We start from the raw sequence: 17,298 nt of genomic DNA, 5'->3' as shown, positions 1-17,298 counted from the left end.
TGGTAAACCGATTAAATAATCGCCCTCGAAAAACACGGGGTGGGAAAACCCCGAATGAATTATTTAAAGGAATACGAACATGTTTACTTCCAGATTAACGATGTTGCACTTATTATGTGAATCTACCCAATAAAATTGAATACTAAGCTGAATGTAAAAGACCACCTCCCTAGGAGATGATTTTAGGATGACAATAAAAATGATAAGTTTTTTCTCATGATTCAATTTAAAGGATATATCCAACGACCATTATCCTGAACATTTTTACCGTAACCAGTAGCATCTTTATCATAAATAATAATGTTGCTATTTGCTAAGACAAAATATGACTTTTGGTCCTCATTCTCACGTATTATTGACATTACAAAACCACGACCATCAGTGCGATTCCAACTCGCTGTATCTCCCGGATTAATATCCCAATAACCTGTATTACCATCTTTCCCCCACTTATTAATTGAAACTTTAGTCACCTTATTTGAAGAATTTTTAACAATAATCATATCATCACCTTGAGTAATATTAACGTCGATTTATCTAGGTCTAATTTAACAATGTTCCAATATATACCACAGCAAATTAAGTATAGATTTAAAAAATCCATCATAACGACTATTTTAGTGATCTTAATCAAAGATTTAGACTTCTAAAGAAAACTATTTAAAATATGAAATTGTATTCATTGGGGAAATATAAAATTCAAATAGAAGTTTACGATTTAAATTTCGTAGTCAAATATTACATTGTTGTAAATATCATTAATATATATACCCTATGGATTTCAAGATGCATCGCGGCGGCAAGGGAGCGAATCCCCGGGAGCATAGATAACGATGTGACCGGGGTGAGTGAGTGCAGCCAACAAAGAAGCAACTTGAAAGATGACGGGTATAAATATATATTTACAACAATTCCCTATCATAGATTTATACCTATTTCTATTTTAACCTTTTGGCATAACGTTGCGCCAATACTGCACACACCATCAACTGAATTTGATGAAAAATCATCAACGGCAACAACATTACGCCAACCGTCGCCGCAGGGAATAAAACATTTGCCATTGGCACACCATTAGCCAGACTCTTCTTCGAACCACAAAAAACAATCGTAATTTCGTCTTCTTTATTAAAACCCAACCAACGAGCAATATAAGTATTAATAACCAACACAACCGCCAATAAAACACAGCAAACCACCCCAATCGTCAGGAGTGAATAACCATCAATCTTATGCCAAATACCTTCTACCACCGCCTCACTAAAAGCCACATAAACCACCAAAAGAATCGATGACCGGTCAGTCATATTAAGCAGTTTTTTATGTTTCTCTACCCAACGGGCAATCAATGGCCGCGATAGATGTCCGATAATAAAGGGAACCATCAATTGCAGAATTATGGCTTTTATGGCTTCCAGAGTATCAGCGCTGCCTTCACCTTGTGTATGGATCATCAACCCGACTAATATTGGCGATAAAAATACGCCCAGAATACTGGACGCCGAAGCACTGCAAATAGCAGCGGCAACATTGCCACCAGCAACTGAGGTAAAAGCAATAGCTGACTGAACCGTTGCCGGTAATGCACAAAGATAGAGAAATCCCCAATAAACTGTTGATGTCATGATTTCCGGTACGAGCAAATTCAACCCTAATCCAATAATCGGGAATAAAACAAAGGTACTGAGAAAGACCACCAGATGAAGCCGCCAATGTGCCATGCCGGCAATAATGGCTTGACGAGATAATTTAGCACCATGCATAAAGAATAACAGCGCAATAGCCGCTGTGGTTAATCGTTGAAACCAGACTTTAATTTCCCCCTCACAAGGAAAGAATGTCGCAATAACAACTACCGTCACTAATATCATCAAAAAAGGATCTATTTTTAATTTTTGCCACCAAGTCATTGATCATTTTCCTTGCTATTTCAAATAATAGGCCCGGCAAGCCAGGCTAAGTAGTAAATAAAAAGTCTCAACAAAATATATACCCTATGGATTTCAAGATGCATCGCGACGGCAAGGAAGTGAATCCCCGGGAGCATAGATAACGATGTGACCGGGGTGAGCGAGTGCAGCCAACAAAGAAGCAACTTGAAAGATGACGGGTATAGGCTTAAATTGCCACTGTACGTTGTTGTTCTGCCGACTGAATACCAGCCTCAATTAATTTCATAATTTGAATGGCTTCATTTGCCGTAACTGGATTAGGTTTACCGAGCATAATTGCATCACGGATAGCCGCATAATAAGCAGAATAATTACCAGGCAGAGTCGGCACGTGTTTAGTCACTAATTCCTCTCCATGTGACAGCGTCACAATACCATCACGAATATCATATCCCCAATCAGCATGTGGCGGCCTTTCCCCCGCTTTCAATCGCTCTTCCTGAGGATCAAGACCATATTTTACGTAACTACCTGCCATACCATGCAAGGTATAAACAGCAGATTCAGCCGCTGCCAGTGTTGTTGCATGAAGAACTACTTTGATATCTGGATAATTTAGCAGTACATGGAAATAATCTACCGCTTCCGCTTGTGGACGGATCATTCCCAAATCAGCGGTAATAGATTGCGGTTTACCAAACAGTTGAACCGCCTGATCAAGTAAGTGAGGGCCTAAATCATACCAAATACCACTTCCTTGCCCCGCCGCTTCACGCCATCTTTGACGGATAATCGGGCGATAACGATCAAAATGAGATGCAAAATATTTTAATTTACCTAGACGATTCTCTTTAATTAACGATTTTATCGTTAGAAAACCAGAATCCCAACGCCGGTTATGAAATACAGAAAGTAATAAATCCGCCTTCTCTGCCTGCTGTTTTAAAGATTCAGCTTGTTCAACGGTGATAGTAAATGGTTTATCCACCACCACATGCTTACCCGCTGCCAATGCCTTCTGTGCCAGAGGATAATGCGTATCATTAGGTGTCGGAATAACGATTAAATCAATGTCAGGATCATTAAAAAGATCCTCAGGGCGGGATACCACCGGGATATTTGGCCAATCTGATTTCACTTTCTCAGCATCACTACTGGAAATAGCGGCCAATTTAACACCAGCAGTGCCAGCAATTAATGGTGCATGGAACGTTTTACTCGCATAACCATACCCCACCAACCCAACCTTTAACAGCTCACGCATAACAGCCTCTCAAACTCATTAATAATATGCAGCAATTCAGCATCCGTAAAAAATATCATCGGTGATGACCATTTCGCAAATTATCTCTGAATCTACCCTTGAAGATTTTTCAATCAATCTATTTCCTAACCCATCCGAATCGCCTATTATTCTTTTTTCATATAGCTTCAAATGGAATGATTTATGTATCAAACCAATGATTATCACCGAATTAATGGTTGGGTTCTGGCTCCGGCAGCTTATCTGATTATGACCTTTCTCAGTGCCAGTGTAATGCTCGCTCTATATATTATGACATTTTTCAGTCAAAACAATATGTTGAGCGCAGGGAATAATCACTTTACTTTAATGTGGTTTCTTTCTGTCGCCATTACTGCGGTAATGTGGTGTTTCACCCTATGGGTATTGAAACTGCTTTTCATTCGATCAAAAAAATTTCCCCACATTTTTATTATTTGGCTTATTGTTACCGTATTAATTGCATTGAAAACTTTCGCTTTCTCCCCTATTCCCGATCAAATGGCTTTGCGTGCATTAGCATGGCCACTATTGGCAGCCGCTATTTTTGTCCCCTACATTAAACGCTCTCATCGAGTCAAAATGACTTTCACACAAGATCGATAACCTCAACTTTCTTTGGTTGTTATCATTAACAATAGATTGCCCTAGTAAAACGAGGGCATACTGATAATTTAATAAAAAGTAAACAATTTAATAAAAAGTAAACAAACTCATTTTCAGGCACAGCAATGACTGACTATTTTCTTTTATTTGTCGGAACCGTATTGGTTAACAATTTCGTCTTGGTGAAATTCCTCGGCTTATGCCCTTTCATGGGCGTATCTAAAAAGCTGGAAACTGCCATCGGGATGGGATTTGCGACAACATTTGTTATGACACTAGCCTCTGTATGTTCATGGCTGGTGAATACTTTTATTCTATTACCACTGGACTTAATCTATTTGCGTACTCTGAGCTTTATTCTTGTCATTGCGGTCGTGGTGCAATTCACAGAGCTTGTTGTACGCAAAACCAGCCCGACGTTATACCGGTTATTAGGTATTTTCTTGCCGTTGATTACGACGAACTGTGCTGTACTGGGTGTGGCGCTGCTGAATATCAATCAATCACACGATTTTTTACAATCCGCTATCTATGGTTTCGGTGCTGCCGCCGGTTTCTCTCTCGTTATGGTACTGTTTGCCGCTATTCGCGAACGTCTGGCTGTTGCTGATGTACCCGCCCCTTTCAAGGGGTCATCTATTGGTCTTATTACTGCGGGTTTAATGTCCTTGGCTTTTATGGGCTTTAGTGGTTTGGTGAAATTCTGATGACATCGTTATGGATTGCTATTGGTGCACTCAGTGCACTAGGGTTAATTTTTGGGTTAATCCTAGGGTTTGCTGCCCGCCGGTTTCAGGTGGAAGAGGACCCCATTGTTGAAAACATTGATGATATTCTGCCGCAAAGCCAGTGTGGGCAATGCGGTTACCCAGGCTGTCGCCCTTATGCTGAAGCTGTAGCGAACAATGGCGAGATGATTAATAAATGTGCACCGGGTGGTGAGCAAGTCATGCTGAAAATTTCAGAGCTGCTCGGTATCGATCCACAACCATTGGATGGTGATGCAAACCTACAAAACCCTGCACGCAAAGTCGCCTTTATTGATGAAGAGAATTGCATTGGTTGCACTAAATGTATCCAAGCATGTCCTGTAGACGCTATCGTCGGTGCTACCCGCGCCATGCATACCATTGTTGAAGATTTATGTACTGGTTGTGACCTGTGCGTTGCTCCTTGTCCAACCGACTGTATTACGATGATCCCTGTAGCAACAACCACTTCCAACTGGAAATGGGATTTAAAAACCATTCCAGTTAGAAATATTCCTGTTCAGCCATCTCACGCCATTTCCATTAAAAGTATCCCGATCAAAAATATTGAGGCTGAACACCATGTTTAATTTATTCAATTTGCTCAATAAAAATAAAATCTGGGATTTCGCCGGCGGTATTCATCCACCTGAAATGAAGCTGCAATCCAGCCAAAGCCCTTTACGCATTACGCCACTACCGGAAGAGTTAATCATCCCATTGCAACAACATTTGGGGACGGAAGGCGAGTTGCTGGTCAAAGTGGGTGATGAAGTGCTTAAAGGCCAGCCCTTAACATTTGGCACGGGTCGTACCGTACCGGTTCATGCATCAACTTCCGGCACCATCATTGCCATTGAACCGTGTATTACCGCGCACCCATCCGGGTTGAAAGAGTTATGCGTTCGTTTGCGCCCTGATGGGAAAGATCAATGGGGTGAACGCATTCAAACACCTGATTATCAATCACTGGATGCAGATACGATTCTTAACCAAATCCATCAGGCCGGTATCGCAGGTTTAGGTGGAGCTGGCTTTCCTACCGCAGCCAAACTACAAAGCGGCCGTCATGGTCTTAAGACACTGATCATTAATGCCGCAGAATGTGAACCTTATATCACCGCTGATGACCGCCTGATGCAGGAGCATGCCAACGAACTTATTGAGGGCATTCGTATTCTGGAACATCTGCTTAAACCGGAGCAGATCCTGATTGGTATTGAAGATAATAAACCAGCAGCCATAAAAAAACTCAAAACCGTTCTAAAGGGCGATAAATCGATTATCGTCCGAGTTATCCCAACCAAATATCCTTCCGGCGGTGCCAAACAACTGACTAAGATACTGACCGGTAAAGAAGTCCCCTCCGGTGGCCGTTCCTCTACTATCGGTGTACTGATGCAGAACGTGGGGACAGTGGTTGCAATCAAACGGGCCATTATTGATGGAGAACCTTTAATTGAGCGCGTCGTCACAATTACCGGCGAAGCAGTCACCTCGCCGGGTAACTTTTGGGCGCGGCTTGGTACTCCGGTACAATTTCTTCTCCAGTTAGCCGGTTTTGCACCACAATCAGAACAGATGGTCATTATGGGTGGTCCCTTAATGGGATTCACGCTGCCTGACCTCAACGTGCCCATCGTTAAGATCAGTAACTGTATTCTGGCACCATCCCATCAGGAAATGGATTCAAATACAACGGAAGAGGCTTGTATCCGTTGTGGATTATGTGTGGAAGCCTGCCCTGCCCGTTTATTGCCGCAGCAGCTCTATTGGTTCAGTCGTGGGCAAGAGCACGAAAAAGCCAGAGATCACAATCTGTTCGACTGTATTGAATGCGGTGCCTGTGCCTATGTCTGCCCAAGCAATATTCCTCTGGTGCAATATTATCGCCAAGAGAAAGCCGAAATTCGGGCCTTGGATCAGGAAAACCGCCGTTCAACCGAAGCCAAAATTCGTTTCGAAGCTAAGCAGGCCCGTATGGAACGAGAAAAACTGGCCCGAGATGAACGACACAAAAAATCGGCCGTTCAAGTTGATAATAAAGATAAGAGCGCTGTGCAAGATGCGCTTTCCCGCGTGAAGGAAAAACAGGCTAACGCGGGTAAAGTTGTTGCTATAGAACCGGGGCAACTACCTGATAATGCCGCAGTAATAGCGGCTCGTCAGGCAAGAAAAGAGCAGCTTCGCGCTCGTCAGGCGGAAAAACAGGCGGTGGAAAATATGAGTATTACTCCATCTGAACCAACAAGTGCAGAAGATCCACGCAAAGCCGCATTAGCAGCAGCAATTGCCAGAGCTAAAGCGAAGAAAGCAGCTCAAAATCAGTCAGAAACACCATCACCGGAAGCGAGAGAACCAGAAACTACTACTAGTGAAAAACAAGATCTTCATAAAGATGCCGTCGCTGCCGCTATTGCCCGTGTCAAAGCCAAAAAAGCCCAAACACAGCCATTAACTGAAACTCAGGCAGAAACACCGCCAGCGGAAGAAACTGATCCACGTAAAGCTGCCGTCGCGGCTGCCATTGCCCGTGTCAAAGCCAAGAAAGCTCAGACTCAACCATTAACTGAAACTCAGGCAGAAACACCGCCAGCGGAAGAAACTGATCCACGTAAAGCTGCCGTCGCTGCCGCCATTGCCCGTGTCAAAGCCAAGAAAGCGCAGACTCAACCATTAACTGAAACTCAGGTAGAAACACCGCCAGCGGAAGAAACCGATCCGCGTAAAGCTGCCGCCGCGGCTGCCATTGCCCGTGTCAAAGCCAAAAAAGCCCAAACACAGCCATTAACTGAAACTCAGGCAGAAACACCGCCAGCGGAAGAAACCGATCCGCGTAAAGCTGCTGTCGCGGCTGCCATTGCCCGTGTCAAAGCCAAGAAAGCTCAGACTCAACAATTAACTGAAACTCAGGCAGAAACACCGCCAGCGGAAGAAACTGATCCACGTAAAGCTGCCGTCGCAGCTGCTATTGCCCGTGTCAAAGCCAAAAAAGCCCAAACAGAGCAATTAGCTGAAACCCAGGTAGAAACACCGCCAGCGGAAGAAACCGATCCGCGTAAAGCTGCTGTCGCTGCCGCTATTGCTAGGGTTAAGGCCAAAAAAGACGCTCAGGAACAACAGAAAATTTCAATAGAATAGTGATTGTTATAAATGAAATTCAGACCCGTTCAGACTGACAATAAAAAACTAAAAGTCGCAAGTTCGCCTTTTACACACAATCAGCAAAGTACCAGCCGCATTATGCTGTGGGTTGTGCTGGCAGCAATCCCCGGTATTGCGGTACAAACTTACTTCTTTAGTTACGGTACCTTGTTCCAGCTCCTGCTTGCAGTGATTACCGCCTTGCTTGCAGAATCATTTGCCCTATCTCTGCGTAAACAGGCAATTATGCCTCGTTTGCAGGATAATTCTGCATTACTGACAGGTTTACTTTTAGGGATCAGCCTTCCACCGCTGGCTCCTTGGTGGCTGATTGTATTGGGAACTGCTTTTGCGGTGATTATTGCCAAACATTTATATGGTGGCCTTGGTCAAAACCCATTCAATCCGGCAATGGTCGGTTATGTCGTACTGCTAATATCATTCCCAGTGCAAATGACCGGCTGGTTGCCACCGATGGATTTACTGGCAACACAAATCACTCCGCTAGACAGTCTGATGGTGATCTTCACCGGTCAGACTCCCGATGGAACAACATTGCAGCAATTGCAACAAGGTTTCGATGGGATCAGCCAAGCTACACCGCTGGATAGTTTCAAAACCGGTTTATTGACTCACCATATTGATGACGTTCTTCATCAACCTATATTGCAAGGATCTCTGGCTGGCATCGGCTGGCAATGGGTCAACATTGCTTATCTTGTTGGTGGGCTGATTCTACTGAACAGAAAAGTGATAACCTGGCAAATTCCTGTGGCATTTATCCTGGTATTAGGTTTATGTGCACTCACTAGCTGGTTGATTGATCCATCCCGTTATTCGCCGCCATTATTACAACTGTTTTCCGGTGCAACCATGCTAGGCGCATTCTTTATTGCAACCGATCCCGTCAGTGCTTCCACAACACCCAAAGGTCGTTTGGTTTTTGGTGCCATGATTGGCCTGTTAGTCTGGGTTATCCGTGTTTATGGTGGTTATCCTGATGCCATAGCATTTGCGGTCTTATTGGCGAATATCACCGTGCCACTCATTGACCATTACACCCAACCCCGCGTTTACGGGCATAAATAAGGAGCCGTTATGTTAGAAACCATGCGACGTCACGGCATCACACTCGCCATTTTTGCGGCACTTACCACCGGGCTAACGGCTGTCGTGAATTCACTCACCAAAAGTACTATTGCAGAACAAGCCGCCCTACAGCACAAGTCGCTGCTTGATCAGGTTATTCCGCCTGCCCTGTACGACAACGACATACAAAACGAATGTTATCTAGTTAATGCGGATGCTCTGGGCAATAACTTGCCTCATCGTCTCTATCTGGCCCGTAAAAATGGTCACCCCGTGGCGGCAGCGCTAGAAAGTACTGCACCGGATGGTTATTCCGGTGCTATCCAATTACTGGTTGGCGCAGATTTCTCAGGAAAAGTGCTTGGTGTACGGGTTACAGAACATCATGAAACCCCAGGGCTAGGGGATAAAATTGAAACCCGGATTTCAAACTGGATTAATGTATTTTCAGGGAAAACCATCACATCCAATCATGACCAGCACTGGGCAGTGAAAAAAGATGGCGGTGAGTTTGATCAATTTACCGGTGCCACTATTACCCCACGCGCCGTGGTAAACTCAGTCAAACGGACTGCACTTTATTTACAGACCATACCTGAACATCTCTCTTCTCTAGAATCCTGTGGAGAAAAATCATGAGTGAAACCAAAAATTTATTTATCCAAGGGCTATGGAAAAACAATTCCGCTTTAGTACAACTGCTAGGATTGTGCCCCCTGTTAGCCGTCTCTTCCACTGCAACCAATGCGCTCGGCTTAGGGCTGGCAACGACACTGGTTCTAGTCTGTACCAACATTGCGGTTTCCAGCTTGCGTCGTTGGGTACCCAATGAGATCCGTATTCCCATTTATGTTATGATAATCGCTTCGGTTGTCAGTACTGTCCAGATGTTGATTAACGCCTACGCTTTTGGTCTGTATGAATCATTGGGGATTTTCATTCCACTGATTGTGACTAACTGTATTGTTATCGGCCGTGCTGAAGCCTATGCCGCGAAAAATCCGATCATGCCCTCTGCGATTGATGGCTTAGCAATGGGATTAGGAGCCACTTTTGCCCTGTTTGTTCTTGGTGCTATTAGAGAAATTCTCGGCAATGGAACCCTATTTGATGGCGCTGATTTACTGCTGGGCAATTGGGCTAAGGTATTACGAATAGAAATCGTTCATATGGATTCCCCTTTCCTATTAGCCATCTTACCACCCGGCGCTTTTATCGGTTTGGGATTAATGCTGGCAGTGAAATATCTTATTGATGAAAAAATGAAAACGAGAGCAATAAAAGAAAAAAGCCGTGCAATAACAATGTCACCAGAATCGGAGAGTTCTATTTGATATGAACAAGCAGAAACGTATCGAAATTTTAACGCGTTTACGGGATAACAACCCAAAGCCAACCACTGAATTAGTTTTCACAACACCATTTGAGTTACTTATTTCAGTACTGCTTTCAGCGCAAGCAACAGATGTCAGTGTTAATAAAGCCACTGCGAAACTCTATCCAGTAGCAAATACGCCTCAGGCAATTCTAAATCTGGGGGTAGATGGGCTGAAAGAGTATATAAAAACTATCGGTCTGTATAACACCAAAGCGGAAAATACCATTAAAACCTGCCAGATATTACTGGAAAAACATGCTGGCGAAGTTCCCGAAGATCGTGCTGCATTGGAGGCATTGCCAGGTGTTGGCCGCAAGACCGCCAATGTGGTGTTAAATACCGCTTTCGGCTGGCCGACTATTGCAGTCGATACCCATATTTTTCGTGTTTGTAATCGTACTCAATTCGCGCCCGGTAAAAATGTCAATGAAGTCGAAAATAAATTACTGCAAGTTGTCCCGGCCGAATTTAAAGTTGATTGTCATCATTGGCTTATTTTGCACGGTCGTTATACCTGCATAGCCCGTAAACCTCGTTGTGGTTCCTGTATTATTGAAGATCTATGTGAATTTAAAGAAAAAATTTACCCTGAGTAACTATTGTAATTTTCATTGCAATTCCCGTACTGTTTTACGCTATTTTGCAGATGTTGCTTGCTCGACACCATCAATTCGCGTAAAACTGTTATTCCAAAAAACTATCTGATAATAACCCTCAACTTTCTCCGCGGATATTATGTTTCAAAACAACCCGCTGCTTGCACAGCTAAAACAGCAACTTCATTCCCAAACACTTCGAGTAGAAGGTTTGGTCAAAGGTACCGAAAAAGGATTCGGATTCTTAGAAGTCGATGGGCAAAAAAGTTATTTCATTCCTCCCCCACACATGAAAAAAGTTATGCATGGCGATCGAGTGACTGCCGCTATTCATACTGATAAAGAAAGAGAGATCGCCGAGCCAGAAACATTGATTGAACCATTTCTAAATCGCTTCGTCGGTCGTATCCAGAAAAAAGAAAATGATAACCGTTTATGGATCATTCCTGATCACCCACTGCTAAAAGATGCTATCCCTTGCCGGCCGACCAATCAGGTCACTCATCCATTTCAGCATGGTGATTGGGCCGTCGCTGAAATGCGTCATCATCCATTGAAAGGCAGCCGGGGTTTTCATGCAGAAATTACCGGCTATATCACTGAAAGCGACAATCACTACGCCCCTTGGTGGGTAACACTCACGCGCCATAACCTGGAACGTGATGCTCCGGCGATGACTGCCGATTGCCAGATGAACGATGGCGATCTTGAGCGTATTGACTTAACGTCGCTGGATTTTGTCACTATTGACAGTGCAACCACAGAAGATATGGACGATGCTTTGCATATTGCTAAGCAAGATGACGGTAGCCTGAAACTCAGTATCGCCATTGCTGATCCAACCGCTTATATTGCGGCTGGCAGCGAGCTGGATCAAATCGCCCATCAACGTGCTTTCACTAACTACCTGCCGGGTTTTAATATCCCCATGTTGCCACGCGACCTGTCAGAGAATTTATGCTCTCTGCGTCCTAACGCCCGCCGGCCGGCATTAGTTTGTCAGGTTTCTATTCTGGAAGATGGTCAACTAGGTGATGATATTGCGTTTTTCTCTACCTGGGTTGAATCAAAAGCTAAATTGGTTTACGACGAAGTTTCTGACTGGCTGGAAAAAACCGGGACTTGGGAACCCGCTTCCGAAGCGATTAAGACTCAAATCACGCTTTTGAAGGAAATGAGTGATCGCCGTAACCAATGGCGCCACCAAAATGCGCTTATTTTCAAAGATCGTCCTGATTATCGCTTCATCCTCGATGAGAATGGTTACGTACTGGATATCGTGGTAGAACAACGCCGTACAGCCAACCGTATTGTTGAAGAAGCCATGATCACTTCTAACCTGTGCGCCGCAAAAATCCTGCGCGATAAGTTAGGCTTTGGTATTTACAATGTCCATATGGGTTTTGAGCCACTGCAAATCGAACAAGTGGTTGAATTACTGCAAGAAAATGATATTGATGCCAAAACAGAAGAATTATTGACTCTGGATGGCTTTTGTAAATTACGCCGTGAATTGGATAAAAAACCAACACAATTCCTTGATAGTCGCATTCGTCGTTTCCAGACTTTCGCAGAAATTAAACCTGAACCCGGTCCTCATTTTGGTCTCGGTTTTGATGCTTACGCCACCTGGACATCACCGATCCGTAAATACAGCGACATGATTAACCATCGTTTACTGAAAGCGATTATTCAAAAAACCGATGTAGAACAGCCCTCAGAAGAAACCTGTTTACAACTGGCTGAACGTCGCAGACTGAATCGTATGGCCGAACGTGATGTGGGGGATTGGCTATATGCCCGCTTCCTGCAACCACACGCAGGAACCAAACAACGATTTACCGCAGAAATCATTGATATCACCCGTGGTGGTTTACGTGTCCGACTGGCCGATAACGGTGCAGTGGCCTTTATACCAGCACCCTTCCTGCATGCCGTGCGTGATGAACTGCAATGTAGCCAAGAGACCGGTACTGTGATTATCAAAGGTGAAGTCGCTTACCAATTGAACGATATTATTGATGTTCGTATTGATGAAGTCAGAATGGAAACGCGTAATATTGTCGCCCGCCCTACAGCCTGATTTCTCTTAATCGAACCTTTTCTGCGTCAAACTACAGCTTAATTGCTGTAGTTTGTTTTAAAAAGGACGAAACCTTACATCTCGTTCTGTTCGATACGGGGTGTCACTATATTGAACCAGAATGGGAAACTGTCCAGCAGACCGATAAATTCATCAAACTTGCCTCGGTCTCCCGTAATCTGCACATTCTGTTTTTGCACCTCACTGTCAAATCCCTCTTTACCCAACTGCATCTTATCCAGAACAACTTTCGTTAACGTCAATGTGACATCGGCACGTGCCACCTGCTTATCCGTATAATTCAGTACCCCATTTTCCACGGTCAGTGTATAACGCTTATTGAGATCGGTGAGATTAATATTCATTACCAATTTCTTACCGGCAGCTTTAGGTCCATTCAACCGCACTGCCAAATAATCAAATAACATCTCCGGTGATATGGCACGAATCGTATCCGGGCTGCTAGTATTCAGGCCACCAGATTTAGGCACACCATGACGCAGTTCCGATGCACCCTGCAAATAGATCGAACGCCAGGAATTTGATTCAGATTGATAACCTAATTGCTCATAGGTTTTAGCTAGTAATGCTTTTCCTGCCATACTATCAGGGTTAGCAAAAACAACATGCTTAAGTACTTGTGCTACCCAACGGTATTCTCCTTTATCAAAATCAGCTTGTGCTCGTTTTATTAATGCAGCTTCGCCTCCCATATATTCCACATATTTAATCGCAGAAGGTTTCGGAGGCAAGTTATTTAAATCAGAAGGATTTCCACTGTACCATCCCATATAGAACTGATAAACCGCACGAACGTTATGGCTTAGTGCGCCATGATAGCCTCGATTCGGAAAATAATTTGCAAGCTCTGATGGCAGTTTGATCATCTCAGAAATTTCTTCACCGATGTAACCTTTATTCATCAGATTCACGGTCTGATCATGAATATATTTGTATAAATCGCGTTGTTTTTTAAAGTAATCCACTACACGCTCTTTACCCCACATCGGCCATTGGTGACTCTGAAATTTTACCTCTACCTGATCTCCATATAACTCAATAACTTGATCAATATATTTCGACCAAGCTAAAGCATCGCGTACTTGGACTCCTCGCAACGACAAAATATTATGCATGGTATTAGTCGTATTTTCCGCCATCCACATCGCTTTCCACTGTGGAAACCATGTATTCATTTCTGCTGGAGCTTCTGTGCCGGGCGTCACCTGGAATACCATATCCACACCATCAACCGTCATTTTTTCGCTCGTGAGTTTGATAATACGTGTTGGCGGGATTAACGTTATCGTTCCAGACACCACTTCTGCACTCAATCCCGTCCCTACATGCCCCTGCGGAGTACGCGGCAATACAGAACCAAACATATAAACAGCCCGACGGCTCATCGCGTTACCGGCGATCACCTTCTCACTAGCAGCCTGTTCCATAAAACCTTCTGGTGCAATAATTTGCACTTTTCCGGCTTTGACATCATCCTCGTTGACAATACCGCGCACCCCACCGTAATGATCAACGTGAGAATGACTGTAAATCACACTCACTATCGGCCTTTTACCCAAGTGTTTACTGACCAACTCATAAGCTGCTTTTGCTGTTTCCGTGGATGTAGCCGGATCTAAAACAATCCACCCGGTATTTCCTGCAACAAAAGTAACATTAGCTATGTCATAACCACGTACTTGATAAATATGATCAGTCACTTTAAACAGCCCATATTCCATATTAAGTTGTGCATTACGCCATAAGCTGGGGTTAACCGTGTCCGGTGCAGGTGTTTTATCCGTAATAAATTTACGATAACTATCGAGATCTAATATAACTTTACCTTTATCATCACGAATAATCAGAGAATCCGGCCTAGCGATCAGACCTCGCTTCGCATCATCAAAATCAGATTTATCGCTGAAGGGTAAAGTTGATACCATCATGGCATTAACTTGTTTAGTAATTTCCGTTGCAGGAAGGGCAAGTTTATCTTGACTCAATGATGAAGAACTAAAAATGGAAATTGCAGTTGAAATGGTTAATAAGTATTTGTAATTCATAAGATAATATTCCTTTAGACAGGTAGATTATTAAAACTAGAAATAACTTTACCCATAAAAACCAAAACAATATAAACCATAGCCTGATAATAATAGATAGTAATATTGAAATAAGCAAAAAAACCAAGTCATCTCTATTATAATCAACGCAAAATATTTTCTATGATATGAAAACTATACCCTATAGGTGAGTGAGTGCAGCCAACAAAGAGGCAGCTTGAAAGATAACGGGTATATACCCTATGGATTTCAAGATGGATCGCGGCGGCAAGGGAGCGAATCCCCGGGAGCATAGATAACTATGTGACCGGGGTGAGGGAGTGCAGCCAACAAAGAAGCAACTTGAAAGATAACGGGTATAAATAACAACATTAATCCCCATACCTCATTATTAAAATACAATAATCTGACAAATTAAATCCGATAAAAAAAGCATACATAACCTTCTGTTAATAAAACTCTTTTCTGAAACGCATCATCATTTATATATCAAAATTTATAACACACTATTTATTCATCCTTTCATAGAAAAATATAACAATGTGATTATGAAATGATTTATATTTAAATAATTTCATTGGTTGATAATTTTAAATATTAATAATTGATGTTTGAAAATAACGTGAGTTAACTATAATCCAAAGTGATCATCATGTGATCTTAAATTCACCGAGTAACATTCCTATATAAACAGGTTAGTGCGGTAGCTATTGTCTATCGCTAAATGCCAAGAGAAATAAAGCGATAACCGCACTGACCTACCAACCTAAGGAAATAAACTATGTCCGTAACTACAGAACAAATTGCTGTTGATTATCCAATACCAACTTATCGATTCGTTGTCTCCGTTGGTGATGAACAAATCCCTTTCAACAACGTTTCAGGGCTAGATATCACTTATGATGTAATAGAATATAAAGATGGTACCGGTAATCACTATAAAATGCCGGGCCAACGTCAGTTGATCAATATTACGCTGCGTAAAGGGGTATTCCCTGGGGATACTAAACTTTTTGACTGGCTTAATTCCATTCAGCTTAATCAGGTTGAGAAAAAAGATGTTTCAATTAGCCTGACCAATGAAGCCGGCACCGAAATTTTAATGAGCTGGAGCGTGGCAAATGCGTTCCCAACGTCATTAACCTCCCCTTCTTTTGATGCCACCAGCAATGATATCGCAGTTCAAGAGATAAAACTCACTGCGGATAGAGTAATGATTCAGGCCGCCTAAAACGCCAGAATAACGGCTGAATTCATCATTCTACCATTCATGCAAAATATCGCTCAATAATTGGAGGCAATATATGCCAATAACACCAACCCATCCCGGCGTTTATATTGAAGAGGACGCCTCACTATCACTCTCCGTTCGTTCCAGTGCAACGGCAGTGCCTGTTTTTGCGGTTGCAAATAGCAATTCATTATTATCAAAACATCCTTTTATCCGAATTAATAGTTGGTTGGAATATTTGACACTAAAAAGCGGGCAATTTAATTCTAACGACAAACTTGATATTTCACTGCGTGCCTATTTTATTAACGGCGGTGGATATGGCTATCTTGTCAAAACCAACGACTTAGCAAACCAAATTCCAAAACTGGATGATGTCACCTTACTGGTTGCTGCCGGAGAAGATATCAAAAATGCGGTAAGTACACTTTGCCAATCGGGCAAAGGATTATTCGCCATTCTAGATGGTCCAACCACAGAGTTAAATTCTAATGGCTCATCCCAAAATGATTATGAGCTAAGCTCTTTTGCCGCCGTTTATTACCCTTGGCTGACCGCTGAATGGGGAGAAAATAAAGCCAGCGTTGATATTCCACCTAGCGCCGTGATGGCCGGTATTTATTCCAGTGTCGATAACAGCCGAGGTGTCTGGAAAGCACCGGCAAATGTTGTATTACAAGGCGGGGTGAAACCGAAATTTAAAGTCACTGATGATTTGCAAGGTACCTATAACACCGGTAAAGCCATCAATATGATCCGTGAATTTCCAAATACCGGTGTCACCGTCTGGGGCGCTCGCACACTTGATGATAGTGATAACTGGCGTTATATCCCGGTTCGCCGTCTATTTAATAGTGCAGAGCGAGATATTAAAAATGCCATGAGTTTCGCGGTATTTGAACCTAACAGTCAACCCACTTGGAAAGCGGTACATCGTGCGATCGATAACTATCTTTATACCCTCTGGCAACAAGGGGGATTAGCCGGTAACAAAGCGGAACAGGCTTACTTTGTTCAAATCGGTAAAGGGATAACCATGACCGATGACGATATCAAACAGGGCAGAATGATTGTCAAAGTCGGTATGGCCGCGGTTAGTCCTGCTGAATTTATTATTCTGCAATTTACCCAAAATGTTGCCCAATCTTAATGGGGCGAATAATCGATTCAAGATCACCACAT

15 protein-coding genes are annotated in these 17,298 nt (G+C 43.1%); 11 read left to right on the top strand and 4 right to left on the bottom strand.

Features of this window, described 5'->3' with window-relative positions; all coding sequences use genetic code 11:
• Window positions 1-221 precede the first annotated feature (221 nt).
• From AACQ38_RS20260 to AACQ38_RS20250, 3 genes are all read right to left on the bottom strand, one after another.
• On the bottom strand, window positions 222-503 hold the full coding sequence (locus AACQ38_RS20260; protein ID WP_165578934.1) for a hypothetical protein: 282 nt from the start codon (window positions 501-503) through the stop codon (window positions 222-224).
• Between the two features lie 435 nt (window positions 504-938).
• Window positions 939-1,910, bottom strand: a complete 972-nt coding sequence (locus AACQ38_RS20255) for a bile acid:sodium symporter family protein (protein ID WP_058588680.1) — start codon at window positions 1,908-1,910, stop codon at window positions 939-941.
• A 208-nt stretch (window positions 1,911-2,118) separates the two neighbouring features.
• Entirely contained in the window at window positions 2,119-3,156 is a 1,038-nt protein-coding gene (locus tag AACQ38_RS20250) for an oxidoreductase (protein ID WP_165578933.1), read from the bottom strand.
• Window positions 3,157-3,339: 183 nt separating this feature from the next.
• On the opposite strand from AACQ38_RS20250, the gene AACQ38_RS20245 reads away from it, so the two are divergent.
• The 9 genes from AACQ38_RS20245 to AACQ38_RS20205 all read left to right on the top strand — a co-directional run bounded on the left by AACQ38_RS20245 (window position 3,340) and on the right by AACQ38_RS20205 (window position 12,819).
• Window positions 3,340-3,780, top strand: a complete 441-nt coding sequence (locus tag AACQ38_RS20245; protein ID WP_011146611.1) for a DUF2569 domain-containing protein — start codon at window positions 3,340-3,342, stop codon at window positions 3,778-3,780.
• A gap of 125 nt (window positions 3,781-3,905) precedes the next feature.
• Entirely contained in the window at window positions 3,906-4,487 is a 582-nt protein-coding gene (gene rsxA / locus AACQ38_RS20240) for an electron transport complex subunit RsxA (protein WP_011146612.1), read from the top strand.
• Window positions 4,487-5,119 carry an electron transport complex subunit RsxB gene (gene rsxB / locus AACQ38_RS20235; protein WP_011146613.1) on the top strand — a complete coding sequence of 211 codons (633 nt, stop codon included), beginning with the start codon at window positions 4,487-4,489 and terminating at the stop codon, window positions 5,117-5,119. Before rsxA ends, rsxB begins: the two co-directional genes overlap by 1 nt.
• Window positions 5,112-7,670 (top strand): electron transport complex subunit RsxC, encoded by a 2,559-nt coding sequence (gene rsxC, locus AACQ38_RS20230; RefSeq protein ID WP_165578932.1) that lies wholly within the window; start codon window positions 5,112-5,114, stop codon window positions 7,668-7,670. Before rsxB ends, rsxC begins: the two co-directional genes overlap by 8 nt.
• Window positions 7,671-7,682: 12 nt before the next feature.
• On the top strand, window positions 7,683-8,762 hold the full coding sequence (gene rsxD, locus AACQ38_RS20225; RefSeq protein WP_011146615.1) for an electron transport complex subunit RsxD: 1,080 nt from the start codon (window positions 7,683-7,685) through the stop codon (window positions 8,760-8,762).
• Between the two features lie 9 nt (window positions 8,763-8,771).
• Window positions 8,772-9,401 carry an electron transport complex subunit RsxG gene (rsxG, locus tag AACQ38_RS20220; RefSeq protein WP_165578931.1) on the top strand — a complete coding sequence of 210 codons (630 nt, stop codon included), beginning with the start codon at window positions 8,772-8,774 and terminating at the stop codon, window positions 9,399-9,401.
• Complete coding sequence (locus AACQ38_RS20215; protein WP_011146617.1) at window positions 9,398-10,096, top strand: electron transport complex subunit E; 699 nt, start codon at window positions 9,398-9,400, stop codon at window positions 10,094-10,096. The genes rsxG and AACQ38_RS20215 overlap by 4 nt, the downstream gene beginning before the upstream one ends.
• A 1-nt stretch (window position 10,097) precedes the next feature.
• The gene (nth, locus tag AACQ38_RS20210) at window positions 10,098-10,736 is read left to right on the top strand and encodes an endonuclease III (RefSeq protein WP_011146618.1); all 639 of its coding nucleotides are present in this window, start codon (window positions 10,098-10,100) and stop codon (window positions 10,734-10,736) included.
• A gap of 139 nt (window positions 10,737-10,875) precedes the next feature.
• A complete protein-coding gene (locus tag AACQ38_RS20205) occupies window positions 10,876-12,819 on the top strand; it encodes an exoribonuclease II (protein WP_165578930.1) in 1,944 nt (647 codons plus the stop codon).
• A gap of 74 nt (window positions 12,820-12,893) precedes the next feature.
• Here the strand turns inward: AACQ38_RS20205 and AACQ38_RS20200 are convergent, their stop codons facing one another.
• Entirely contained in the window at window positions 12,894-14,885 is a 1,992-nt protein-coding gene (locus AACQ38_RS20200) for an alkyl/aryl-sulfatase (RefSeq protein WP_165578929.1), read from the bottom strand.
• A gap of 781 nt (window positions 14,886-15,666) precedes the next feature.
• On the opposite strand from AACQ38_RS20200, the gene AACQ38_RS20195 reads away from it, so the two are divergent.
• Together AACQ38_RS20195 and AACQ38_RS20190 are read left to right on the top strand one after the other, a co-directional pair.
• Window positions 15,667-16,116 (top strand): phage tail protein, encoded by a 450-nt coding sequence (locus tag AACQ38_RS20195; protein WP_011146620.1) that lies wholly within the window; start codon window positions 15,667-15,669, stop codon window positions 16,114-16,116.
• Window positions 16,117-16,189: 73 nt separating this feature from the next.
• Complete coding sequence (locus tag AACQ38_RS20190) at window positions 16,190-17,266, top strand: phage tail sheath family protein (RefSeq protein WP_165578928.1); 1,077 nt, start codon at window positions 16,190-16,192, stop codon at window positions 17,264-17,266.
• Window positions 17,267-17,298: the final 32 nt, after the last annotated feature.

The sequence above is a fragment of the Photorhabdus sp. RW14-46 genome, from assembly GCF_963887965.1.
Taxonomy (GTDB): Bacteria; Pseudomonadota; Gammaproteobacteria; order Enterobacterales; family Enterobacteriaceae; genus Photorhabdus; species Photorhabdus laumondii.
The sequence above is the reverse complement of the archived record's forward strand: the minus strand, read 5'-3'. Positions and strand labels throughout refer to the sequence as shown.